Annotated in this window: 24 protein-coding genes, 1 rRNA gene and 1 pseudogene; 19 read left to right on the top strand and 7 right to left on the bottom strand. The window is 26.0% G+C overall.

All coding sequences use genetic code 11. From position 1 onward, the window contains the following. Position 1: 1 nt before the first annotated feature. From ABXT63_RS05725 to ABXT63_RS05715, 3 genes are read right to left on the bottom strand one after another with little or no spacing between them, the layout of a single operon-like run. Entirely contained in the window at positions 2-2,575 is a 2,574-nt protein-coding gene (locus ABXT63_RS05725) for a chromosome segregation SMC family protein (RefSeq protein WP_415320616.1), read from the bottom strand. Between the two features lie 8 nt (positions 2,576-2,583). Then, entirely contained in the window at positions 2,584-3,174 is a 591-nt protein-coding gene (locus tag ABXT63_RS05720; protein WP_415320615.1) for a DsbA family protein, read from the bottom strand. Beyond that, the gene (locus tag ABXT63_RS05715) at positions 3,171-3,659 is read right to left on the bottom strand and encodes a DUF721 domain-containing protein (protein WP_415320614.1); all 489 of its coding nucleotides are present in this window, start codon (positions 3,657-3,659) and stop codon (positions 3,171-3,173) included. The genes ABXT63_RS05720 and ABXT63_RS05715 overlap by 4 nt, the downstream gene beginning before the upstream one ends. Between ABXT63_RS05715 and ABXT63_RS05710 the strand changes: the two genes are divergently transcribed. Together ABXT63_RS05710 and ABXT63_RS05705 are read left to right on the top strand one after the other, a co-directional pair. Next, on the top strand, positions 3,660-4,643 hold the full coding sequence (locus ABXT63_RS05710; RefSeq protein ID WP_415320613.1) for an A/G-specific adenine glycosylase: 984 nt from the start codon (positions 3,660-3,662) through the stop codon (positions 4,641-4,643). Further along, positions 4,640-5,791: an FAD-dependent monooxygenase gene (locus ABXT63_RS05705; RefSeq protein WP_415320612.1), complete on the top strand. Its 1,152-nt coding sequence runs from the start codon at positions 4,640-4,642 to the stop codon at positions 5,789-5,791. Before ABXT63_RS05710 ends, ABXT63_RS05705 begins: the two co-directional genes overlap by 4 nt. On the opposite strand, the gene ABXT63_RS05700 is transcribed toward ABXT63_RS05705, so the two are convergent. Beyond that, complete coding sequence (locus tag ABXT63_RS05700) at positions 5,788-6,771, bottom strand: SGNH/GDSL hydrolase family protein (protein WP_415320611.1); 984 nt, start codon at positions 6,769-6,771, stop codon at positions 5,788-5,790. The two genes, ABXT63_RS05705 and ABXT63_RS05700, sit on opposite strands and share 4 nt — an antisense overlap. Before the next feature lie 285 nt (positions 6,772-7,056). On the opposite strand from ABXT63_RS05700, the gene ABXT63_RS05695 reads away from it, so the two are divergent. The 4 genes from ABXT63_RS05695 to ABXT63_RS05680 all read left to right on the top strand — a co-directional run bounded on the left by ABXT63_RS05695 (position 7,057) and on the right by ABXT63_RS05680 (position 11,374). Further along, positions 7,057-7,200 (top strand): carbamoyltransferase C-terminal domain-containing protein, encoded by a 144-nt coding sequence (locus tag ABXT63_RS05695; RefSeq protein WP_415320610.1) that lies wholly within the window; start codon positions 7,057-7,059, stop codon positions 7,198-7,200. A gap of 109 nt (positions 7,201-7,309) precedes the next feature. Next, on the top strand, positions 7,310-7,993 hold the full coding sequence (locus ABXT63_RS05690; protein ID WP_415320609.1) for a DUF4956 domain-containing protein: 684 nt from the start codon (positions 7,310-7,312) through the stop codon (positions 7,991-7,993). Between the two features lie 92 nt (positions 7,994-8,085). After that, positions 8,086-10,698 carry a hypothetical protein gene (locus ABXT63_RS05685; RefSeq protein WP_415320608.1) on the top strand — a complete coding sequence of 871 codons (2,613 nt, stop codon included), beginning with the start codon at positions 8,086-8,088 and terminating at the stop codon, positions 10,696-10,698. A 4-nt stretch (positions 10,699-10,702) separates the two neighbouring features. Further along, on the top strand, positions 10,703-11,374 hold the full coding sequence (locus ABXT63_RS05680; protein WP_415320607.1) for a VTC domain-containing protein: 672 nt from the start codon (positions 10,703-10,705) through the stop codon (positions 11,372-11,374). A gap of 1 nt (position 11,375) precedes the next feature. Here the strand turns inward: ABXT63_RS05680 and ABXT63_RS05675 are convergent, their stop codons facing one another. Beyond that, complete coding sequence (locus ABXT63_RS05675; RefSeq protein ID WP_415320606.1) at positions 11,376-12,152, bottom strand: TylF/MycF/NovP-related O-methyltransferase; 777 nt, start codon at positions 12,150-12,152, stop codon at positions 11,376-11,378. A 78-nt stretch (positions 12,153-12,230) separates the two neighbouring features. Between ABXT63_RS05675 and ABXT63_RS05670 the strand changes: the two genes are divergently transcribed. Next, the gene (locus tag ABXT63_RS05670) at positions 12,231-13,241 is read left to right on the top strand and encodes a hypothetical protein (RefSeq protein ID WP_415320605.1); all 1,011 of its coding nucleotides are present in this window, start codon (positions 12,231-12,233) and stop codon (positions 13,239-13,241) included. A 31-nt stretch (positions 13,242-13,272) separates the two neighbouring features. Here ABXT63_RS05670 and ABXT63_RS05665 read toward each other — a convergent pair whose 3' ends face one another. Together ABXT63_RS05665 and ABXT63_RS05660 are read right to left on the bottom strand one after the other, a co-directional pair. After that, entirely contained in the window at positions 13,273-13,944 is a 672-nt protein-coding gene (locus tag ABXT63_RS05665) for a glycosyltransferase family 2 protein (protein WP_415320604.1), read from the bottom strand. After that, positions 13,941-15,206 (bottom strand): hypothetical protein, encoded by a 1,266-nt coding sequence (locus ABXT63_RS05660; protein WP_415320603.1) that lies wholly within the window; start codon positions 15,204-15,206, stop codon positions 13,941-13,943. The genes ABXT63_RS05665 and ABXT63_RS05660 overlap by 4 nt, the downstream gene beginning before the upstream one ends. A 72-nt stretch (positions 15,207-15,278) precedes the next feature. On the opposite strand from ABXT63_RS05660, the gene ABXT63_RS05655 reads away from it, so the two are divergent. From ABXT63_RS05655 to ABXT63_RS05600, 12 genes and pseudogenes are all read left to right on the top strand, one after another. Next, positions 15,279-16,985 carry a hypothetical protein gene (locus tag ABXT63_RS05655; RefSeq protein WP_415320602.1) on the top strand — a complete coding sequence of 569 codons (1,707 nt, stop codon included), beginning with the start codon at positions 15,279-15,281 and terminating at the stop codon, positions 16,983-16,985. Beyond that, entirely contained in the window at positions 16,985-17,722 is a 738-nt protein-coding gene (locus ABXT63_RS05650) for an FkbM family methyltransferase (protein ID WP_415320601.1), read from the top strand. Before ABXT63_RS05655 ends, ABXT63_RS05650 begins: the two co-directional genes overlap by 1 nt. 78 nt (positions 17,723-17,800) lie before the next feature. Then, positions 17,801-18,850, top strand: coding sequence for a GDP-mannose 4,6-dehydratase (gmd, locus tag ABXT63_RS05645; RefSeq protein WP_415320600.1), 1,050 nt, complete (start codon positions 17,801-17,803; stop codon positions 18,848-18,850). Continuing rightward, positions 18,843-19,775: a GDP-L-fucose synthase family protein gene (locus ABXT63_RS05640; RefSeq protein WP_415320599.1), complete on the top strand. Its 933-nt coding sequence runs from the start codon at positions 18,843-18,845 to the stop codon at positions 19,773-19,775. Before gmd ends, ABXT63_RS05640 begins: the two co-directional genes overlap by 8 nt. A 5-nt stretch (positions 19,776-19,780) precedes the next feature. After that, entirely contained in the window at positions 19,781-20,662 is an 882-nt protein-coding gene (locus tag ABXT63_RS05635) for an NAD-dependent epimerase/dehydratase family protein (RefSeq protein WP_415320598.1), read from the top strand. Between the two features lie 54 nt (positions 20,663-20,716). Then, a 5S ribosomal RNA gene (gene rrf / locus ABXT63_RS05630) occupies positions 20,717-20,831 on the top strand. A gap of 13 nt (positions 20,832-20,844) precedes the next feature. Beyond that, entirely contained in the window at positions 20,845-20,970 is a 126-nt protein-coding gene (gene ykgO, locus ABXT63_RS05625) for a type B 50S ribosomal protein L36 (protein WP_006997331.1), read from the top strand. Between the two features lie 5 nt (positions 20,971-20,975). Beyond that, on the top strand, positions 20,976-21,086 hold the full coding sequence (locus ABXT63_RS05620) for an aa3-type cytochrome c oxidase subunit IV (RefSeq protein WP_415320597.1): 111 nt from the start codon (positions 20,976-20,978) through the stop codon (positions 21,084-21,086). 9 nt (positions 21,087-21,095) lie between these two features. Then, the gene (locus tag ABXT63_RS05615; RefSeq protein ID WP_415320596.1) at positions 21,096-22,184 is read left to right on the top strand and encodes a Re/Si-specific NAD(P)(+) transhydrogenase subunit alpha; all 1,089 of its coding nucleotides are present in this window, start codon (positions 21,096-21,098) and stop codon (positions 22,182-22,184) included. A gap of 4 nt (positions 22,185-22,188) precedes the next feature. Beyond that, a pseudogene (locus ABXT63_RS05610) lies at positions 22,189-22,488 on the top strand (proton-translocating transhydrogenase family protein); the annotation flags it as partial. 10 nt (positions 22,489-22,498) lie between these two features. Continuing rightward, entirely contained in the window at positions 22,499-23,893 is a 1,395-nt protein-coding gene (locus ABXT63_RS05605) for an NAD(P)(+) transhydrogenase (Re/Si-specific) subunit beta (RefSeq protein WP_415320595.1), read from the top strand. A gap of 6 nt (positions 23,894-23,899) precedes the next feature. Continuing rightward, complete coding sequence (locus ABXT63_RS05600; protein ID WP_415320594.1) at positions 23,900-24,598, top strand: transaldolase family protein; 699 nt, start codon at positions 23,900-23,902, stop codon at positions 24,596-24,598. Positions 24,599-24,614 lie beyond the last annotated feature (16 nt).

Here is a 24,614-nt window from a genome sequence, read left to right as displayed (position 1 = left end):
ATTAAGCAACCATACTCTCAGCTTTTTGTAAATCAACAGCTACTAGTTGGCTAATACCCTTTTCAGGCATAGTTACTCCGTAAAGTCTATTCATTTTAGACATTGTTAGAGCATGGTGAGTTACAATAATAAATTTAGTATTAGTTATTTTTGTTAAGTCGTCTAGGAGGCCACAGAATCTTGTTACGTTAGCATCATCTAAAGGGGCATCAACTTCATCCAATACACAGATTGGAGATGGATTAGTAAGGAACACAGCAAAAATAAGAGACAAAGCTGTCAATGCTTGCTCACCACCAGATAATAAAGTTATAGACTGAAGCCTTTTTCCTGGAGGACTTACTAACATTTCTAAACCTGCTTCAAGTGGGTCATCAGAATCAACCAACTCTAGTTTTGCGCTTCCCCCATTAAATAATTTTGTGTAAACTTCATTAAACTTTCTATTAACTTTTTCAAAAGCCTCTAAAAGTCTCTCTCTTCCTTTTTGATTTAATTCGTTAATACTTTCTTTTAATCTAATGATTGCAGATACAAGGTCTTCTCTATCCTGTTCCATCTTTTTAATTTCAATTTCATATTTATTTGTTTCTTCATCTGCTCTCAAATTAACTGATCCAAGCTTTTCTCTTTCTTTTTTCTTCTCATCCAATGCATCTTCTTGAGCAATCGAGTCTGGTAGTTCCTCAACACCATTTAAATTAGATTTTTCAAGAATATTCTTTTCTTCAAGGTTAAGTTCAGAGTTAACTCTATCTAACAAATCATCTTTACGTTTTTTTAATCCTTCAATGGTCGCACCTGAGCTTGCTTTCCTTTCTCTTATTTGAATAGATCTCTCTTGAATATCATTTAATTCAAGTCTCAAAGAGTTAATCTTTTTATCAGTTTCTTCTATTATTTTTTCATTTTCATTTTTTTCATTTTCTGAAATCCTCAGTCCTTCAGTGGCTTTACCTTTTTTTTCTGCTTGAGTTTTAGGTTGCTGATCACGTATATTCAATTGTGATAACAATTTATTTTTTCTCTCAGTCAATTCAGTTACCATTTTCTGAGAGTTTGAAAGTAAGTTTTTCCAACTTTCAACCTCAGTTTCAATAGCTTTAATTCTTTCATTTCTTTTTATAGATTCTTTTTTAATTGATTGATTTTTACTAAAACTATCTGCATATTTTTCTTGAAGTAATTTTATATTGTCATTTTTTTCATTGATGTCAGTTAGTTTATTTTTACTTTCATCATTTGCTAAATTATTTAAGAAATTATTTAATTCCATTTTAGTTCTATCTAGTAATGTAAGAGCCTGATTGGCCTCATTACTATTTATTAATTCTTTAATTTTTTCAATTGTATTGATAACCTCTTTAATTGGGTTGATACTGATACTTATGTTGCCATTAGCAAAAATTTCAATGATCTCATCTACGGCTTTTTGCTCTTTACTAAGCTGATTTTTAGCTTTTTCGAGGTCTTCGTTTGATAGTTTTTCAGTTTCAAAATATTTAGAGTCTATTTCTATTAAGTCATTTTTTTCCTCTTTTAACCTTTTTTCATTCGAGTTTGCATCAATTACAATGCCTCTTTCTCTATCAATATCTTCTTCAATAGTTTTTAGAGATCTTTTGAAATTTTCTATCTCATCTTGCGTTCTTACATTTTCTTCATCTAAACTTTGTAACTCTAAATTTAATCTTTGAATTCTTGAAAGGTTTTCAATATTTTTTTCTCTTAAAGGAGAAACTTTATCAGTTTCTGTTTTGATTGAGTTTTCAAATTGAGCAATTTGCTGATTGAAGTTATTCACCTCTCCCTCTGCCTCATTGTTGATTTCATTTTCTATTCTAATTTCATTATCAATATCTAATAATTTTAAATAATATAAGCCTGCTTCTATTTTTTTTATCTCTTCAGAAATAAACTTATACTTCATTGCTTCCTCAGCTTGCTTTTGAAGATTGGCTAACTGCTTTTCTTGCTGTCTTCTTAATTCATCTGCTCTTTTTAAATTGGTTTCTGCAGCATTTAATCGAAGTTCAGCCTCGTGTCTTCTGACATGTAATCCTGAAATATTGGCTGCCTCCTCTAAGATTGCCCTTCTATCTGTAGGCTTTGCAGTTACTAGCGCTCCAATACGTCCTTGACTTATCATGGATGGTGAATGGGCACCGGTAGATAAATCTGCAAAAAACATTTGTGCATCTCTAGCTCTAACTTCCTTATCATTTATGTAAAATTTAGAGCCTTTGTCTTTTTCAATTTTTCTTCTAACTTCAATTTGATCCATATCCTTGTATTGCAGAGGCCCTTCATGACTTGCATTATCTACAACGATTGAAACTTCTGCTATATTTTTTGAAGCTTTGTTTGATGTCCCATTAAAAATAACATCTTCCATTCCAGAACCTCTCATACTTTTGGCAGAAGTTTCTCCCATTGCCCATCTCAAAGATTCCACAATATTAGATTTTCCACAACCGTTAGGACCTACAATTCCTGTCAAGCCATCTTCGATTAGAAAATTTGTTTTTTCAGCGAATGACTTAAATCCGTTTAATTGGATTTTTTTAAACTCCATAAACTAACTTATATCAGTTTTTCAAGATATTTTTTTAAATTCTTATAATTTAGGGCTTTATCAAACTTTTTATCATTAATTATTATCGTAGGAGTAGCATTAACCTTAAACTTTTTTACTCCTTCGATTCGATCGTTTAAAACGAAGTCCTCAATGCTTTTGTCACTCAAGCATTTTTCAAAATTTAATTTTATACCCTCATTATTTATAAATTTTTTTAAATATGCAGTTGCTTCCTCCGGTGATTTTCCTTTGGCCCATTTTTTTTGGCCTGAATATAAAATATGCATTACGTCTGATTTACCATCATTGTTGCATTGTCCAATTTTTGATGCATTAAATGCAGCAATATCCAAAGGAAAATGTCTAAACTCAATTCTAACCAAACCTTTTTCTATAAAATCTTTTTTAAGACTGGGGTAAACATCTTTATGAAAGTCCGCACAATGACCACACGTTAAAGATTCATAAGCAATGATTGTTATTTTAGCACTTGCCTCGCCTTCAGAAATTCTTTTAATCACCAGATTCTCTTCAGCAAATATATTGGAAGTGAAACCAATGAGCATGATAGATAATGTTAAAAATATTTTTTTCATTTTTGTTTAAATAATTTAGTTAATTCTAATAGTGATTTTTTAATTTTATCGTTTTTAATATCTTTAATTCTATCTACATATTTACCATTTGTCACATAATTTTCATTTTCATTTATCTTTTTAAATTTAGCTTGAGCGTCATCAAAACTTATAAATTTTAATTTTTCAACAACTGTGTAGCCAAAAAAACTATTCATTTTATTAATTATTTCTTTTTTTGAATACTCTAAATCTATTTCGTGGCCTCTTTTTGTCATCACCTGAAGAGTGCTAACACCAAATTTATTTGAATTTTTGAATGACTTTGGATAACATATTTGAAAAAGCTTATCTCCGACTATGTATTTCCAATTATTTAGTGTTTCAGAGAATATATGGCCCTTTTTTTTGATTATTTTTTTAATGTTTTTAGGCAAAGTATCTTTAAAAGATCTTAAGCCTTGAATAGTTTTAAGCCTCTGCTTAATGTTATTTTTAAATTGCATATGACAAAATCCATACTAACAAAAAAAATTCTTGATTGGTACGATAATAATAAAAGACCATTACCATGGAGGAAAAAATTTTCCCAAATTAAAAGGGAGTATTACACATTAGTGAGTGAATTTATGCTGCAACAAACACAGGTTGTAACTGTAGTTCCATATTTTAATAACTTTATAAAAGATATTCCAAACATAAGCACATTGGCAAAATTTAATGAGCATAAACTCATGAAATACTGGGAGGGGTTAGGTTATTATTCTAGAGTTAGAAATTTGAAAAAGACAGCTCAAGTTTTAGAAAAAAATTTTAAAGGAAGATTGCCGAGGACTATTGAGGAATTAAAGCTGCTTCCTGGGATAGGGGAGTATACAGCAAATGCAATAATGGCAATCGGCTTTAATAAGCCATTCATTCCACTTGATGGAAATATTGAAAGAGTAATTAAAAGATTATTAAACCTAAAGTTAATTAGTGAAGTTTCTAAAGAAAATCTTATTAGTAAAAAATTTATATTGGGTACTTCTGTAAGGGCAAGTGACTATGCTCAAGCTCTGATGGAATTAGGAGCACTTATTTGTAGACCCAAAAATCCCGTATGTAGTCAGTGCCCCTTAATTAAAAACTGCAAATCTTTTAAGAAAAATGATTTTGAAATTGTAAAAGAAAGTAAAAAAAAGATTGATAAGTTTTATTTATTAAACGTTTATAGAAAAAATAATAAATTTTTATTAATAAAGAATACCAAATTTCGCTTTTTAAAAAATTTAATAATATTCCCTATGAAAGAAATATCTAAGCATAATAATTTAAAAAAAACTTTAAATTTTAAAATTTCAAATATGAATATGATTGTAGTTATTAAGTTTAGCAAGATAAAAAGCTCAATTCCTAACTCTTATTGGATTGATAGCTCAAAACTTGATAACTATACCTTACCAACATTTACTAAAAAAATTTTTAGTTATTTATATAAAAACATATGAAAAAAATAGCAATAATAGGTGGTGGAATATCAGGTTTGTATATTGCAAATCTTTTAAAAAAAAATTCAAATTATAAGATCACAGTTTATGAAAAAAATAATTCTATTAATTTAGAGAAGGGTTATGGTATTCAACTTTCCGTTAATAGTATTAATTTATTAAATAAAATAGGTTTTCATAACATTAAGTTAGAAGATAAATTTCACCCTGATAAAGTAGATTTCTATTCTTTAAAAAATAAAAAAAAGATATGTGACTTGAATATATCTGCTTTTAATAGCACTGAAGTTAAGTATACAACACTACAGAGGTTTACTTTAATTAACTTTTTAAAAGATAGTCTGCCGGATAGCCTAATAAACTATAATAAGAAAGTTACACAGATTAACTATGAGACCAAAAACATCGAGGTAAACTTTGAAAATAAAACATCAATTAAATGCGATTATTTAATTATATCTGATGGCACTTTTTCTAAAACAAAATCTATAATTGCAAAAAAGGAAATTAAACCAAAGTACTTTAATTCTATTGCTTTAAGAGCTACTGTAGATCAAGCACCTACTAAAGAAATAAACCCAGATAATATATCTCTATCACTGGGATCTAAATTACATACTGTAATATATCCTATCAATAAGAAGGGGCAATTTAACTTCATTAGTATTTTAAGAAAAAAACTTAGCGCAAGTCAGCTAGTAGATTATTCTTTATTTGAGAGTAGAGATTTTATCGAATCAGTATTATCTGATTTATCATACCAAATAAGTCCAGATATTATTAAAAATTTAAAAAACATTAAATGTTTTCCAGTATTTGTAAGTTCTAAAATATATCATCCAACAAATAAAAATACTTTTCTTATTGGAGATGCTTTTTTTACTTTCCCCCCAACATTTGCGCAAGGTGCATCTCAATCAATAGAGCTTGCTTACGAATTGTATGAAAATTTAGAAAATCAAAACAACAAATTCAATCAAACAAGAATTAAAAGAACAAAGATGATAAATTTCAAATCAAGATTTAATTATTTTGTTTTTCATATATCCAACCCATTAATCGCATTTATTAGAAATATTTTAATGAGTTATTTAGTAAGAAATAAAAAATTTATTATTAGTTATTTAGGAAAAATTTATAAAAATTAATTTAATTTTTTATTATTAATTAATATTTTTACCAATTCTTCATATATTTTCTCACCAAAAATTTTATTTCCATATTCGTTTAAATGAGCTCCATCAGCATAATAAATATCCTCATTATTTTTAGATAAGATTTTTAAGAATTTATTTGGTTCCGTGAGTGCTACTATGTTATATTTCCTTAAAATATTTTGCCACTGCTGAAACTTTGCATCATTTTTAGAGGTACAATTTATTGATACATATAGCACATCATTACCAATTAAGTTTTTTATCATATCAATTATTTTAGATGTTGAGTCTATCGAACTATCAATATTTTCTTCATATATTTTTTTATCAAAGTAGCCATTTTTTCCATACTGATAAGATGAAACTATTTTATCAATTTTTTTAAATAAATAGCTTTTATGATAAAAAAACTTATATACTTTTCCAATAATAGTAGTGTCATAAATTATTTCATCATTTTCTAAATATGGTCTAAAATAATATTGACTTCTAAGAATAGAATTTTTTTCAATTATTTTAGTGTTATTTTCAAAATCATTCTCACAGAATTGATGAATAAATATATCAGGTTTTATCTCATTTAAATTTTTTTTAATTAATAGATATTGTTGCAATGTCCCGTACCCCCCACCTCCACCAACAAACCAATTAAAATATAAATCTCTTTCTTCAAGCTTTTTTTTTAACTGAGAATAATACATTTTAGTATTAGAGGCAAAAGGGCCTGTTGTATATGAATCACCAATAATTAAGATGTTTCTTCTTTTTATTTCTTTTTTATCAAACTCTCTAAACCCCTTAACTTCTGAGGTAAAATATTCAATTTTATATTTTTTTTTCTGTTTGGTGTAGCTTTCAAGATTTAATCTAACTGATTTATCAATAATCCAACCTAACTCTTTATCGTAGACTTGTATGGTTTTTTTTTTGGTTAAATTAGAAAAAATTATGTCTAAAAAAATTACTGACATAATAATAGTTAAAAATAATACTGAAGATTTAAAAAATCCATATTTAGAGTAAGAATACGCAAATATTACATTTGAAAAGTTGAATGAAACAACTAGCAAAGATGAAAAAAGACTTAAGTTATGGTCGTGGTCAATAAGAGTAAAAGTAAAATAGTTTATTACTAAAGAGGGGATTATTAATATAAAAAATTTATTTTTATTTAACATTTGAATTCATACCACTTATGTCTATCAACACAAATTAGAATTATAGGTAAAGTAATTAAATTTTAAAACTATTAAAGTTTGATACCACTTAATACCTCACTCAATGTAAAAAAAGATTCAACTGTTAACTCTTCTACCAATGTAATTAGAATTTTTTATGTAACTAGCTTAGATGAGCTAGTATTTGACAATTATTTGGTTAAAAATAAGACACCAGTTTAGCATAAGCAACACCATCAAATTTATTACAATCTAGTGAATTAGAAATGCATAATATAGTGGAAAGACCATTAGTAGTTGATATATAAGGATGAAAGTTTTAAGTAATTTTATGGAATCATTTATAAATAATTTAGAAACATTTAACGAAATTGACTACGTGAGAACTTTGTTAAGTTTAACTTGCTGTATAATTCTCTCATTTAGCCTTAAATTTATTTACGAAGAAAAATCAATATCTCTTTCAAATAAATCCCACATAGCAAATGTATTGCCAATGTTATCATTAATAACTTTTTTGGTTATATTGATTGTTAAATCATCACTGGCACTTTCACTAGGCTTAGTTGGAGCTTTATCCATAGTTAGGTTTCGTACACCAATAAAAGAACCAGAAGAGCTTATTTATTTATTTTTAGCAATAGCAATTGGACTGGGATATGGAGCTGGACAGATAATTCCAACAAGTTTTGTTTGCATAGTAATTTTTGCAATAATTTGGTTTTTCATAGGAAATGAATATAATAAAGTTTCTTCAGAGTATAATCTGGTAATTAGCTGCGAAAGACTTGGTGCAGACAACAAACTAATTTCTAATGAGTATATTTATAAAAATTTAAATTACTTTTTTGTAAACTTTGAACTTGTTAAATATGAAAACAACGCTGATAAAGCAACTTTTATTGCTAAAGTTTTAATTGATGATCTAAAAAAATTTGATAAATTTCAAGAAGCACTTTCCAAAGATTTAAAAAAATTAGAAATAAATTACTATTACTCAAATCCAGTCTACTAATAATTGTGAGAGTAAGAAAAATATTATTTAATAAGTTATTTATTTTCTCATCTCTATTCATTTTAATTTTAAATATATTTTTATTAGCTTACATGACTCCAGGTTTAAAAGGGAGTATTGATCAAGAGTTAAGAATTTTTTTTAAACAAAATAAAAGAATTATATCCTTTTCGTTAATTCAGTCGACTAAAAATATCTATACCTCTATTAGACATAAAGGAATAAATGAAAACAGATATGAAAAATTAAAAATAAACATTTCTTTTAAAGACTTTAAAACTTTAAAAAAAGAAAGAAAAAAATCACTAGAACAAAGATACAATATTTCTAGAAAAAAAATCCCAATTGAGATTATATTCAATAACGAAGTTATAAAAGCAAGCGCAAGGTTGAAGGGTGGTTTGTCAGATCATTATGGAAATAATAAACAATTTAGTATGAGGATTAAATTGAAAAATGGAAAATCAATAGATGGGATGAGAGAGTTTTCTTTAACACAGCACTTCGCAAGACAATACCCACAAAATGTGATCTATTCAGAGCTTTTATCAGAGGCTGGGATAGATTCCCCAAAATTTATTACTTATAAGATTGATTTAAACGGTAATGATTGGGGTCTGATGTTGGCTGAAGAACAGTACTCTGATGCCTATTTGGAGCTTAGAAAAAAAAAATATTCACCCATACTTAAATTTACTAACGAAAATAACGCAACAGCATATAGACTTCTTACTACTGAATTAAAAAAAGTTTCAAGTTTAGAGGCTGCTGAATTTTTAAGTAGTAAACATGGTAGAATTGAAAACAGTATATATAATGAAAAAGATTTTGATGATTTTTACTTTTCTAATATATTAAGCTATTTAAAAGACTTAAAATATGACCTTGTTAAAGGAAAGATATCAAGTTCTGAAATGGGTGATATTTTTGATATGGATAAATTTTCAAAAATTTTTATACTATCGTTAATTTCTGGTGATTATCACGGATTAGGGTATAGAAATATCAGATTTTATGTTAACCCTTTCTCAAAAAAGCTTGAACCGATTGCAACTGATTGGGGTCTTTTACCAAGAAAACTAGTAAATAAAACTCAATTAGAAAATGAATTATTGCAATTGATTGATTGTACAAAATCATGCAGTAGACAAGATTATCCAATTTATAATTTAATTCTAAAAAATAATGAGTTTGTAGAAAAGTTTAATTTTAATTTAGAAGTATTTAAAAATATTATAGAAAATTACAAAAACAGATTAGAAATTTTATGTAAATATCAAATTGATAGCTGTGATAATAGTCTTAACTATCAAATATTGAATAACAATTTAGAAATTTTAGCTAAAAAAATAAATTTTAAAGAAGTTCTTAGTAAAAATTATAAAATAAGTAAAAAAACAAGTATATCAAAAGCAAATGTGAGTGAATCATTAAAGAAGAATTACCTAGGATTATTAAAAATTGTTGAACCAATTTATGTCAGGGCATTTAAAGATGGAAATATAAAAATTTTAAATTTAACACCATATAATGTTGAAATTAAAAAAGTTAATTTTGTTAAAAAAAATTGCAAAAAAAATTGTATTGAAAAATATAATAGAGAAATTTTACAGACAGCAGATACGAAATATATTTTACAGTCAAACGATTTTGAGTATTTAAAATATAATTTGAAAAAAAAATTAGAAAATTATGAAAGTATTTATTTTGATCTATTGATTGATTCAAACGAGAATGCAGCGATAAAACTTAAATCAGCAAATTTTAAGATTGAAGATCTAAATTCTCAAATATTGGAAAATCTAGATAACTTTAAAATTTATGAGAAAAATTTAATAATACCAGCCGGTGTAACCCATATAAAAAAACCCTTAGTTTTAACAAAAAATTTGAATTTAAAGATTCAGGCAGGAGCAACTATAGTATTTGATAAAGGTGCCTATATAGAAATTACAGGTGGAAATATTGAGGCTATTGGAAATAAAAATCAAAAAATTTATTTTAAATCACATGATGTAAATCAGAATTGGAATGGGATATTGGTTAAAGAATCAAAAAATATGTCAATATTTAATTATGTTATATTTCAAAATTTAGATTATTTTAAAACATCACAAACACATTTGACTGGATCAATAAATTTTTATAAATCAAACGTTAGTTTCAATAATACTGAATTTATAAATTCTATAGCTGAAGATTTTTTAAATATAATAAGCTCTAAATTTATTATCAAAAATTCTAAATTTTTAAATTCTATTTCTGATGGTTTAGATTCAGATTTTTCTAATGGAATAATAACTAATACAAAATTTATAAAAATATCTGGAGATGCTGCAGACTTTTCTGGATCTAAAGTAGAAGTTTTAAATAGTCAATTTGACTTAGTTGGCGACAAATCAATTTCAGCAGGTGAGATTAGTAATATTAAAGTTACAAATAGTTTTTTTTCAAATTCAAAAATTGCAATTGCAAGCAAGGATCAAAGTGTAGTTAGGGCTAATAATAATCAATTTCTTAATTCTACACTTTTTGATCTAATTGCTTTTAACAAGAAGAGTTTTTACGAAAAAGGAGGTGAAATTTATCTAAATGACCAAAATTATAATAAACAGTTAAAAATAAAATCAGATGTATATAGTAAAATATTCATCAATGGATCTAAAATTAAAAATCAAAAAATAGATTTAAAAAAAATATATTAATTACATGAGAATAGAAATTAAAATTCCATACCATTTAAACAATGCTCATACTATTGAGGGAAATTTACATACTTTAAAAAATTTGAGACAACACCATCCCACTAGAAAAATAAATAGTATATATTTTGATAATCTGAACAACCAAATTGCAAGAGACAATATAAGTGGAATAAGTAAAAGGTGTAAGTTTAGAATTAGACATTACGGTGATAAACCAGAAAGTAATTGTTATTTAGAAATTAAAAAAAAATTAAATAAATTTGGATTTAAAAAAGTTATTGATATGCAATGTCCAATTAGTGAAGTTGAGTTGAATAAAGTTTTTTCTTTAGACAATGAAATCTATAAGGAGGTTATTAAAGATGCTTATGCAAATGAATATATTCTTAAAGATCTTATGTTACCACAAGTCTTAGTAAGCTATTCAAGAGATTATTTTATTATAGATAAAATTAGAATAACTCACGATAAAGCCATTTGCTTTCAGCCCTTTGGAATCGATAAGCTAAATACTCAAAAAAACATTAATGATTATTTAAATGTTTTAGAGATAAAATTTGATTATGAAAATTTAAGTGATGCACAAAATGTCTTACAAAAAATTCAACAGAAGCCTAAAAGATTTAGTAAATATTTAAGAGGCTTGTCATTTTTCAATTCAGCTATTTATATATAGATTATTTAATTATCATCCTGCAAGAAAAATCAATAAAGTGTTTAATTACATTTTCATTTTTGAAGTACTCGTCTACAGCTTTTTTTGAACCTTTCCACTGACCGTAATCATCTATTATAAGAATACCACCCTTAACTAGTTTAGGATATAATATTTCAAGTTCTTTTTTTGTGCTCTCGTACCAATCTGTATCCAATCTAAGTATAGAAATTTTTTGTGGTAAATTTTCATTTATATCTAATGTTTCTTCTACTTTACCCAAAATTAATTTGGTGTTTTCTAAAGAACTATTTTTTGTGGCATGAAGTATATTTTTTTTTACTTCTTCCAAGCTTGAGTAACAATTAAATGAATTGTTTACATTGCTACTGTTATTATTGTTACTTTCCCACTCCTTCTTTGCATTAATATTTAAAAAATTATTATCATGGATAGTAGGTTCGCTCATGCCTGAAAAAGTATCATATCCAAAAATATTTTTTTGTAATTGATATTTTTTATTTAGATTATTATAGATTATTAAATTTCCACCCTTCCAAACCCCACATTCGACAAAATCACCTTCTATATTTTGATTTTTTACTTGCTTTATTGCATTGATTAAAGCCCATCTTCTTGGCAGACTAGTCATTGAGTATTTTGAAGAGGTGTTCAGTAATTCAATTTCATCTTTAGTGGCTTCAACTATTGGAAAATCATTTAATCCATAGTTTTTTTTAGTAATTTTCAAGTTAAATAAACTAAAAAATTTATGTATTATTTTCTTTAATTGTTTCATATTTAATGACTATCTTTAATGTAAAAAATTAAATTTTGATATAAAAAATGTATCTACATTAATTTTAAATTTGATAAAATGAATTACAGTCTTACTATATTTTTTGCTCCAATATTCTTATATTTTATAAACAAATATTTGAAAAAAAAATCTTTTTTATTAAATTACTCAGGAGATAATCATCAAAATTTTACACTTGAAAAAAAAATACCTTTATCAGGTGGAATCTTTATATTTTTTTATTTTATTATTTTTTTTAATCAGCAAATTGATTTAAGTATTTTTATTTTTATAATATTTTTATTAGGTTTATTTTCAGATTTAAAAATTTTTAATTCAGCTAAATTTAGGTTTTTTTTACAATTTATAATTCTATTCACTTTTATCTATCTAACAGATTTAACTCTACAAGATACTAAAGTAATATTCATAGACCAGATTTTAAAATATAAAATATATAACTATTTATTTGTATTATTTTGTCTACTTATTTTAATTAACGGAACAAATTTTATTGATGGACTAAATACAAATGTTTTAGGTTATTATATAATAGTTTCTTTTTTTATATTTTATACCAATCAAGAATATTTTTTACTGAATTTTAGTAATTGGTTTTTATGGATATTTATTTTAATAATTTTATATTTATTCAACTTATCTAATAAATTATTTATTGGAGATAGTGGTGCATATTTGCTTGGATTTATATATGGTTTTATTTTAATCGAAACTTATGTAAACAGTCTTAATATATCACCCTTCTATATTATAAATTTAGTTTGGTACCCATGTTTTGAAATTCTTTTTTCAATTATTAGAAAATTTAAATTTAATCAATCACCTATTTTACCTGACACAAAGCACCTACATCAACTATTATATTTATCATTAAAAAAAAAATATAAACTTTCGAATTTTAAAGCAAATATCTTTAGTGCATCTATAGTAAATTTATATAATTTTTTTATAATTCTTATAGCATCGTTAGATGTAAGTAATTCACAAAATCAAGTAATTATAATTTTAATAAGTATCCTCGTATATTGTTATACTTATTTTAATTTGTTCAAAAAAATATCTATCTAAGAAAAATTTATTTTAATTTAATAATATTATTTTATTTACTTCTAAAGATTAGTTTAATCATTTTAAGCAAAATAAGAGAACCATCCCTAAACTCACTTACCTTTTTTATGCCAGCAATTCTCTTTCTCTCATAAGATGGAGATGTCGTTAACATCATTTTATTTTTTTTAGCCATAATAGGAAGTTCTACACAAAAACCAAAATCCAAACTCCTAATATTCAGTTTTTTATAGTGACTAACTTTACCAATAACAAAGGTATACAAAATATCTGTTATATTTAAGCTAAATATAATTTTACCAAGTAATGTAAAAATTTTATTACCTAGCCATGTAAGGAATGTATCATCTTCACTTCCAGACTTATCTTCATATCTTGATGCAAATAAAAAATCATAATTTTTTTCAATTATTTTGTCATACATTTGTTTTAATTCCTTAGGATCAAATGATCCATCAGCATTGAAGATACAAAAAAAACCATCATCTAAAGAATTTATTCCATCTATTAATGCATCGCCGTAACCTTTATTTTTTTGATAAATGATTTCAATATCAAATTTTTGTATTGCATTTATTGTTAATTGATCTTCAGAGGAAAGAACAACTTTTGTTTTTAAGTCATATTTTTTCAACTCTTCCAATACTAATGGTAAAGATTCATGCTCATTTTTGGCAGGGATAATTAAGGTTAAATTTTTCATAATATTTGTTTTAAGTAGTTTAAAGTTAAAAAAATTATAAAAAATAAATAAAAATAGCTAAATTTTATTTTTTTAATTTTTAAATTAGTAAGCTTAATATCAAAAATACTAAAAAATAATATAAATAATAAAGGATCGTAATATTTGTGATAAATAGAGAACTGTATATTGCTTAAAATCAACAATATAACAATTAGAGCATTGTATTTGTTTAATCTTGATAGGCTCAAAACGACCATTATAGAAAGAATACTAATTATAAAAAAAAGTATATTATTATTGAATAATAGTTGTGAAAGTTTAAAAAAAAATCCTCCACCAGTATAATCTGAGTCATAATTAAAAAAAATGAAGCAAGCAGTAACAATGAAAATGCTAATTATAGCATTCTTTAAATTTAAAAATTCTATTTTAATTAATTTAGTAAATATGAACGGTATCAAATAAAAAAAGATAATAGATGAAATCATTAAAATTTTATTTGCAAAATTTAAATTATCCTTCAAGTTAAATTCCTTACCTGAAATTCCAGACTTAAGAAAAAAAATATTTTCTAATGTAAGTGTATATATTAAGGCAGGTAATGCTAAAATTAAGTTTAAACTCAAAAGATATATAAATTTTTTATCAAATTTAAAAAAATTAAAAAATTTTATAATGAAAAAAATTGAAAATAATGCAAAATTTAAACTAAAGTAGGTTGCAATCGCATACCAAAAAGTACATTTAATTGCATTACTAAGTTTGTTTGATTTATTTTCTAAATCAAATTTTGAAAAATATATTAAACTAATAGTAAAAAATATAACTCCATAAATTCTACTGTCAGGCCAAATTGAAAGAGAAATAAAAGTAGGCGATAAAAATATTAAACAAGTTAGTAATAATAGATTATGCTTACCAATACTATTATATCTTAAATTTATTAACTTATAAAAAAAAAATGGCAATAACATACAAAAATGAAAAGCTATGAGTCTAATGTATATATCTGGTAAATTTATTTTTTCTAGCAATGACAATATTATAAGTAGCACTGGAGAGTGACGTGTGCTTTCCTGGTCAAAAGTTAAAAACTCATCTAAAAAACTTAAGGCAAACTCTTGACTAATTCTTTTTTGATTAAGATAATCTAAATTAGCTCCTCCATTGGGGTCTAGACTCAGAAAAAAACTTAAAATTGTTATTAAGTAAAAAAAACTGACTATAAGATAAAAGTTGTAATGTTTAATATCTAAAAATTTAAGTATTTTATTCACCATAAATATGTAAAATATGTATCAAAGATTTTAAAAACATAAAGTCTAAAAAATAAAATTACATAAAATTTATTTATGAATAACACTTTTTTATTATTAGTTTTTTGGTTCTTTTTTATTCCATTTAGTTTGATAGGGTATGGTTTAGTTTTTCAAAGGTTGACTATCAAAAATTATTTAAATTTTAACTTTGGCTATGCTGGATTATTTGGTGTTTTTTTATTAATTATTTATTCATATACAAGCCATATATTTATCCCTCATTTCAAACTACACAACTTATTTATTCTTACAGTTGGGTTTCTAAGTTATTTATTTTTTTTTTATAGAAATAAAAATTTTGCTTTAAAAGAAACGGTTATAGTTTTAATTGTTTTGCTTATTTTATTTATTTCATTTTTAATTTTTAAAAATCACGATGATTTCTCCTACTATCATTTTCCATATACATATTTCTTAACACAAAACGATTTATCTATAGGTTTAGGTAATTTTGGTCATGGGTTTAGAACACCATCTTCAATTTTTTATCTTAATTCTTTATTTTATTTGCCATTGGTTGATTATTATCTTTTTAACATGGGTGCTGTTTTAATCTTATGTTATTCCAATATAATATTTTTACACAATATTTATAACAATTTATCCAAAAAAAAATTTAAAATAAATAACAATTTTGTAAGAGTTTTAAGTTTATTTGCCTTTGCATTTATTAATATTTTTTTTTATAGAATAGGAGAGCATGGCACTGACAGATCAGCTCAAATATTAATTTTATTATTTTTTATTGAGATAGCTTATTTTTTAAATTTAAAATCACTAAATAAAAACAACTTAATATATATTTATCTTTTGTTAGGCCTTATTGTTTCTTTTAAAGCTTTTTACTTTCTTTATTTTATAGTTCTAATTCCATTATTTTTTTATGTTAGAAGACATAAAAAAAAATTGTTTGATATATTTATTTTTCTAGTATGGAATAAAATATTTTTTTTATTTAGTCTCTTAATATTTTATATACTGATAACGAACTTTTTTAGCTCTGGGTGTATTGTATATCCCATTTATTTTACATGCTTAGATACAATGTCTTGGTCAATACCCGTTTCTGAAGTTAAACAAATGAATAATTGGTATGAATTGTGGTCAAAAGCTGGTGCCAATCCAAATTTTAGAGCCAGCAATCCTCTAGAATATATTAATAGTTTTAATTGGATTAGCAATTGGGTAGATACATATTTTTTCAATAAAGTTTCTGATTTTTTATATGGAATATTAGCACTAGTATTAATCATAAATGTGTTCTTTTTAAATATAAAAAAAAAGATTAATCATAAAGGCATTAATTTAAAAAATATTTATATTGTAATTTTATTATTATTAATTGAGTGGTTTTATAATCACCCATCATTAAGATATGGAGGTTATTCTCTTATAGCATTGTTTTTTTTTATTCCGATCTCCAGTTTCTTAGACAGAAGAGATATTTATTCGGATATATTTTTAAGAAATAGTACGATCATTGTGATGATTACTGTAACAATATTTTTTACTAGAAATGTTAATAGAATTTATAATGAACATATAAAATATTCATATAAACCTCTAAACTATGCATTTTACAACACAAGTATTGATGATTTTCGTATAGAAAAAAAAATGAAAGACATCTTAAATAAAAACATGTTGTGTAAACAAAAAAAAGATTTAGATAGTTGCCTAGGACAAACAAGAAAGATTAATATAAAATTTAAAAAAATTATTTACACAAATAAAAAATAATGAAGATAGTATTACTTATTCTTGATTTTTTTGATTTCTTCCATAAAAGAAAATTAATTAATTTTTTAAAAAAAAAAGTTAAATTAAAAAATATAGATTTACTTATAGATGTTGGTGCTCATACAGGTGAAACAATTGACCTTTTTTCTGAAAATTTTTTAATTAATAAAATTATTTCTTTTGAAGCTTCTCCAAAAAACTTTCAAAAACTTTTAGTTAGAAAGAATGCTTTGGAAAAAAAATATGGCAATACTGATATAATTTTAGAAAACATAGCCCTAGGCAATGAAAACAAAAAAATAAATATTAAAGAATTTTGTGAAACATCTTCTTCAACAATACAAGATATAGATGAAGACTCTAAGTACTATAAAAAGAAATTTAAATTATTAAATTTTTTTGGAAATAATAAAATTTATGATGAAGTTGAAATTCATTTAACTAAATTTCAAGAATACATTAAGCTAAAAAATATTAATTATATTGATTTTTTAAAAATTGATACAGAGGGCTATGAATATGAAATCCTTAAAGGACTAGGAGAAAGTATTAAAGATGTTAACTTTATATATTTTGAGCATCATTATGACCTTATGCTTAAAAAAAATTATACGTTCACAGACATACATAAAATTTTAAAAATGAATAATTTTAGTCAAATTTATAAAATTAATATGCCATTTAGAAAAGTATTCGAATATATATATCAAAATGATAAACAGCACAAAAATGATTAATATATAAGAAAATCATAAAAAAAAAAAAAAACTATTAAAATGATCTCAATTGATTTAGATGGATAAAGATAAGTAAGTATGAAAAAAAATAATAAAATAGCTCTAATTTTTGGTATTACTGGTCAAGATGGTTCGTACTTAGCAGAATTTTTGATTAATAAAGGTTACTTAGTTCATGGAGTAAAAAGAAGATCATCATCTTTAAATACCCTAAGAATTGACCACATTTATCAAGACCCTCATGAAAAAAAAAGAAATTTTTATCTTCATTATGGGGACATCACAGATGCAATTTCTGTTTCAACTTTAATTAAAAAAATTAAACCCAATGAAATTTACAACTTGGCAGCTCAATCACATGTTTCAGTTTCTTTTGAGGTTCCAGAATACACTGCCAATGCAGACGCAATTGGTGCCTTAAGAATATTAGAAGCAATTAAATTTCATGGTTTAGAAAAATTTACAAAATTTTATCAAGCAGGAACCTCTGAGATGTTTGGAAAAGTAAGAGAAGTTCCTCAAACAGAAAAAACTGATTTTTATCCAAGAAGTCCATATGGTGTAGCAAAAGTGTATGCACACTGGATTACAATTAATTATAGAGAAGCTTATAATATTTTTGCGTGTAATGGAATTTTGTTTAACCATGAAAGTCCTAGACGTGGGGAAACATTTGTCACAAGAAAAATTGTGAACGCTCTTTGTAGAATTAAAATTGGTAAACAAAAAAAATTATTTTTAGGAAATCTTGAAGCCAAAAGAGATTGGGGGCATGCACGAGATTATGTTGAAGCAATGTGGAAAATGTTGCAACAAAAAAAACCACAAGATTTTGTTATAGCAACTGGAAAGCAATATTCAGTAAAGCAATTTGTTAACCTTGTTCTAAATGAACTGCAAATGAAATATATTTGGAAGGGAAAAGGAATTAATTCAAGGTGTTATGCTGATAAAAATATACCAATAGTTTTATGTGATAAAGAATATTATAGACCCTTAGAGGTAGATACCTTGTTAGGAGACCCATCAAAAGCAAAAAAAATTTTAAAATGGGTTCCAAAAGTGAAAATCAAAGGTTTAGTCAAAGAAATGGTTAGTCATGAAATGAAAAAAATATTAAATGATTAATAAAAGTTCTAAGATTTATATTGCTGGACACAATGGTTTGGTTGGTAGTGCAATAGTTAGAAGGTTAAAGTTAAAGGGTTATAAAAACCTTATTTTTAGAACCAGAAAACAACTTGATTTAAAAGATCAACAAAAAGTTTTTAAATTTTTAAAAAAAAATAAACCTGATTTTATTTTTATAGCAGCTGCAAAAGTAGGTGGAATTTATTCTAACAGCAAATATAAAGCACAGTATATTTTTGAAAACTTGTCAATTCAATCAAATTTAATTAATTCTGCGTATCTTGTGGGCATAAAAAAAATAATTTTTCTTGGATCGAGTTGTGTTTACCCTAAAATGTGTAGGCAACCCATAAAAGAAGACTACTTACTAACAGGACCACTTGAAAAAACTAATGACGCATATGCAATAGCTAAAATTGCTGGGATTAAAATGTGTGAAAGTTATAATATGCAATATAAAATGCATTATAAGTGTTTGATGCCAACAAATACTTTTGGGCCAAATGATAATTATAACAGTTTAAACTCACACTTTTTTCCAGCCTTGATTAAAAAAGTTCACAAATTAAAAATAAAAAATAATAATAAATTAATATTATGGGGGAATGGTAAAGCAAAGCGAGAATTTATTTATGTTGATGATATTGCCGATGCTTGTATTTTTTTTATGAATAAAAATATTAAAGAGACAATTATTAATATAGGCACTGGTAAAGATTTTACAATTGATGAGTACGCAAAAAAAATGCTTAAGTTAATAGTGCCAAATAAAAAAATAAAAATTAAATATGATTTAACAAAGCCAAACGGAACACCAAGAAAAATTTTAGACGTTACCTTAGCAAAAAAGTATGGCTGGAAAGCTCAAACAGATTTAAAAAATGGTATGCTTAAAGCTTATAAAGATTATTTGAGAAACTAATAAAAATGAAAAATATTGTTGTAGTGACTGGGGGCGCAGGTTTTGTTGGCTCTAATTTGATTGATCTTTTAATAGATAAAACCCAATATAATATTCTGAGTATTGATGACTACTCTTCTGGAGGTAAAAAAAATCATATTAAAAATAAAAGAATAAAATATTTGAAGTCTCATACAAAAAATATCTTTAAAGTCTTAAGTCCCTATAAAAAAAAAATTAATTCTATTTTTCATTTTGGTGAATTTGCAAGAATATATCAAAGCTTTTTTAAGATGAGTGAATGTATTAATTCTAATACAATTGGTTCTCATGAAGTATTTAGCTTTTGTCTTTTAAATAAAATCAAGCTAATTTATTCAGCAACCTCAGCAAGTATAGGAAATAATGGAAAAGACAAAAACCTTTCACCATATGCATTTACAAAAGCAAAAAATCTAGAAATGTTAGAAAATTTGAAAATTTGGTATAATTTTAAATATGAAATTATATATTTTTATAATGTTTATGGACCTAGACAAATTAAAACAGGAAGCATGGCAACAGTTATAGGTATCTTTGAAGATCAATTTAAAAAAAAAGCTCCTATTACCGTCGTAAAGCCGGGCACACAGTCCAGGAGGTTTACACATATTTTAGATACTATAGATACTTGTTATTATGCCTGGAAAAAAAATAAATGTAGGCACTACAGCATCTCTAATAAAAAAAGTTACACCATATTAGAAGTAGCAAGAATGTTTAATTCTAAAATTAAATTACTTCCTAAAAGAAGAGGTGAGAGATATGCGTCAGCTTTGACAAGTATGAATTTGTCTAATAAAGTCTATAAAATTTTTGGAAAAGTTCAGTTGAAAGATTATATAGCTAATTTCATTAAAATTAACTGAAATTGAAGAATAATTGATTGTTTACAAAAGTTTTATTTTGGTTATAACACTGTGGCCGGTGATTATTGCGAAGGGGTTATACCCGATCCCATTCCGAACTCGGAAGTCAAGCCCTTCAGCGCCAATGGTACTTTGTCTTAAGACACGGAAGAGTAGGACATTGCCGGCTATAAAAAAATATTATGAAAATTAAAAGCTCATTAAAATCATTAAAAAAAAGAGACCTTAACTCTAAGTTAGTTAGAAGAAGAGGTAGAGTTTATATAATCAATAAAACTAATCCAAAATTCAAAGCAAGACAAAAATAGTTTTTATGGATAATGAAAACCATAAAAGCGTCTGGAATAACTTCACTAAATTTGTATTGTGGGGAACTGTCGCGGTAATAGCAGTTTTAGTTCTAATGGCGATATTCTTATTATAAAGTTCTTTTATGAGAATCGTTTCAGTTTCAGAAAATCGTAGTGTTGAAAAAAGAGTTGCAATCACTCCTGAGATTGCAAAAAAGTACATAGCTCTTGGTTTTGAAATTTCTATAGTTGAGAAATATGGAGAACATCTAGGATTTAAGGATCATGATTATAAAGAATTAGGAGTTAAGATTTCTAATAATGAAGTTGAAACTTTAGCAAATGCAGATGTAATTATTCAGTTAGGCCTACTATCTGAAGAAAATCTTTCAAATTTAAAAGAAAACCAAACTCTCGTTGGTGTGTTTAACCCTTATGCTAATAAAGAAAAAATAGAAATTTTATCTAAAAAAAATATTAATGTTTTCTCTTTAGAAATGTTACCTCGAATAACCAGGGCTCAATCAATGGATATACTTTCTTCACAAGCTAATCTTGCTGGTTATAAAGCAGTAATCGAGTCATTTGCAAACTTTGAAAAGGCAATTCCAATGATGATGACTGCTGCAGGTACAATTCCAGCAGCAAAGGTATTGGTGGTAGGTGCGGGCGTTGCAGGTCTTCAAGCTATTGCAACAGCAAAAAGAATGGGTGCTATCGTATTTGCAACAGATGTAAGAATGGCTTCAAAAGAACAAGTTGAAAGCTTAGGTGGGAAATTTTTAACAGTTGTGGGATCTGAAAATCTTGAAACTGAAGGTGGTTATGCAAAAGAAGTATCTGAAGAATTTAAAAAAAAACAAGAAGATCTTTTAGCCGAAACTCTTAAGAAGATTGATATTGTGATATGTACAGCTTTAATCCCAGGAAAAAAAGCTCCATTAATTATCAAAAGTTCTATGATTGATAATATGAATTCTGGATCTGTCATTTATGATTTAGCTGCAATTCAGGGTGGAAATGCTGAATTTACAGAAGTCGATAAAATTGTAGTTAAAAATGGAGTAAAGATTATGGGTGAAACAAATATTCTCAATAAGCTTCCTGTTTCAGCTTCAAACTTATATTCAAAAAATGTATTTAATTTTGTGTCCAATTTATATGATAAAGAAAATAAAAAAATTAATATTAATTTAGAAGATGAGATAATTGAAAAAACTTTAATAAAATAGACTTATGGAAATAGACCCTTTTATATTTAGATTAAGTATATTCATTTTATCAATTTTTATTGGTTATTATGTTGTGTGGAGTGTAACTCCATCTTTGCACACACCATTGATGTCAGTTACTAACGCAATATCATCAGTAATTATTGTTGGTGCTATAATTGCAGGCTTAGCAGGAAGTGCAGACAATGTTTTTACAATCTCGAATATTCTTGGTTTTTTAGCAATATCACTTGCTGCAATTAATATATTTGGAGGATTTTTGGTTACTCAAAGAATGCTTCAAATGTATAAAAAAAGAAGAAAAATAAATAATTATGTCAGCAAATTTATCAGCAATATTTTATTTAGTTTCAGGAGTTCTATTTATATTAGCATTAAGAGGCCTTTCATCACCAGAAACTTCAAGACGGGGTAATTTTTTTGGAATTTTAGGAATGGTTATAGCCATCACTGTTACTTTTTTATCGGTCGGAAGCTTTTCTAGTGGACTAATTTATGTACTAATTTTTTTACTAGTAGGTGGTCTTATAGGAGCATTCATAGCTTACAAAATACCAATGACGGCTATGCCAGAGCTAGTAGCAGGATTTCATAGCTTAGTTGGTTTGTCGGCAGTTTTTGTTGCAATCTCAGCTTTCTTAAATCCTGAAGCATTTAACCTAGGATCACCTGGAGCTATTAAACTTGCAAGCTTAATTGAAATGTCAATTGGAGCTGCAGTTGGTGCTATAACATTTTCAGGCTCAATAATTGCCTTTTTAAAACTACAAGGAATAATGTCAGGGTCACCAATCACTTTTAAAGGACAACATTTTCTTAATGCTTTATTGTTAATTTCAATTCTAATTTTAACTTACTTACTTTGTACATCGCAGTCATCCAATTTCTTTTGGATATTAATAGCAGTTTCATTTTTAATAGGATTTTTATTAATCATCCCAATCGGCGGAGCAGATATGCCTGTGGTGATTTCAATGTTAAATTCATACTCTGGTTGGGCTGCTGCAGGAATTGGCTTTACTTTAGAAAATACTGCATTAATTATAACAGGTGCACTTGTAGGATCTTCGGGTGCAATTTTATCTTATATAATGTGTAAAGGTATGAACCGTTCTTTCTTTAATGTAATTTTAGGGGGATTTGGTGCAACAGAACAATCAACATCAACTGGTAATAAAGATCAAAGACCAGTTAAGAGTGGTAATGCGGAAGACGCAGCTTTCTTAATGAAAAATGCATCATCTGTTATAATTGTTCCAGGATATGGCATGGCTGTAGCTCAAGCACAACATGCACTAAGAGAGATGGTAGATACGTTAAAGAAAAATGATATTAAAGTTACTTATGCAATCCATCCTGTTGCAGGAAGAATGCCAGGGCACATGAATGTGTTGTTAGCTGAAGCAAACGTTCCTTATGATGAAGTTTTTGAACTTGAAGAAATTAACAATGATTTTGCTAATGCAGATGTTGCATTTGTAATTGGAGCAAATGATGTAACAAATCCAGCTGCAAAAACAGATCCACAAAGTCCAATCTACGGGATGCCTGTATTAGATGTTGAAAAGTGCAAATCAGTATTATTTGTAAAGAGAAGTTTATCTCCTGGCTATGCTGGAATTGATAATGAATTATTTTACAAAGATAACACGCTAATGTTATTTGCAGATGCAAAAAAAATGACTGAGGATATAACTAAAAACCTTTAAAAATTAATGACAACAAAAATATTTTGTGACATTGCAGAATTAGATTTAATAAAGAAGTTTAATAAGAAAAAAATAGTTAAAGGTTTTACGACTAATCCCAGCTTAATGAGAAAAGCTGGAGCAAAAGATTATAAATCTTATTCAATGAAAATATTAAAAATTTGTAATAACAAACCTGTTTCACTAGAAGTGTTTGCTGACAACTATAAAGAGATGAAAAGACAAGCTCTTCAGATTAATACATGGGGAAAGAATGTTTATGTAAAAGTTCCAGTTTCGAACTCCAAAGGTATTTTTATGGGAAAAATTATTAAAGAGCTTAATAATTTAGATATTAAACTTAATATCACAGCAATTTACAGTGCAAAACAAACAGAAAAGATTCTAAGATTAATTAATAAGAAGACTAAAGTTATAATTTCAATATTTGCTGGTAGAGCAGGGGATACTGGTAAAGACCCAGTTCCAGAATTTAAAAAAAGTATAGCTTTAGCAAAGAAATTTAAAAATGTAGAAATACTTTGGGCTAGTGTTAGAGAACCCTATAATTACTTGCAAGCAAAACAATTGGGATGTCACATTATTACAATTCCACCAGTAACTATTGAAAAAATTGAAAACTTTGGAAAAACTTTTGATGAACTTACGAAAGAAACTGTTAAAGCATTTTTAATTGATAGCAAAAAATCTAATTTTAAAATTTAATTAATTTGTTATTAAA

The organism is Candidatus Pelagibacter sp. Uisw_092 (assembly GCF_047729545.1).
Lineage (GTDB): Bacteria > Pseudomonadota > Alphaproteobacteria > Pelagibacterales > Pelagibacteraceae > Pelagibacter.
This window is presented reverse-complemented; position numbering and strand designations above follow the sequence as displayed.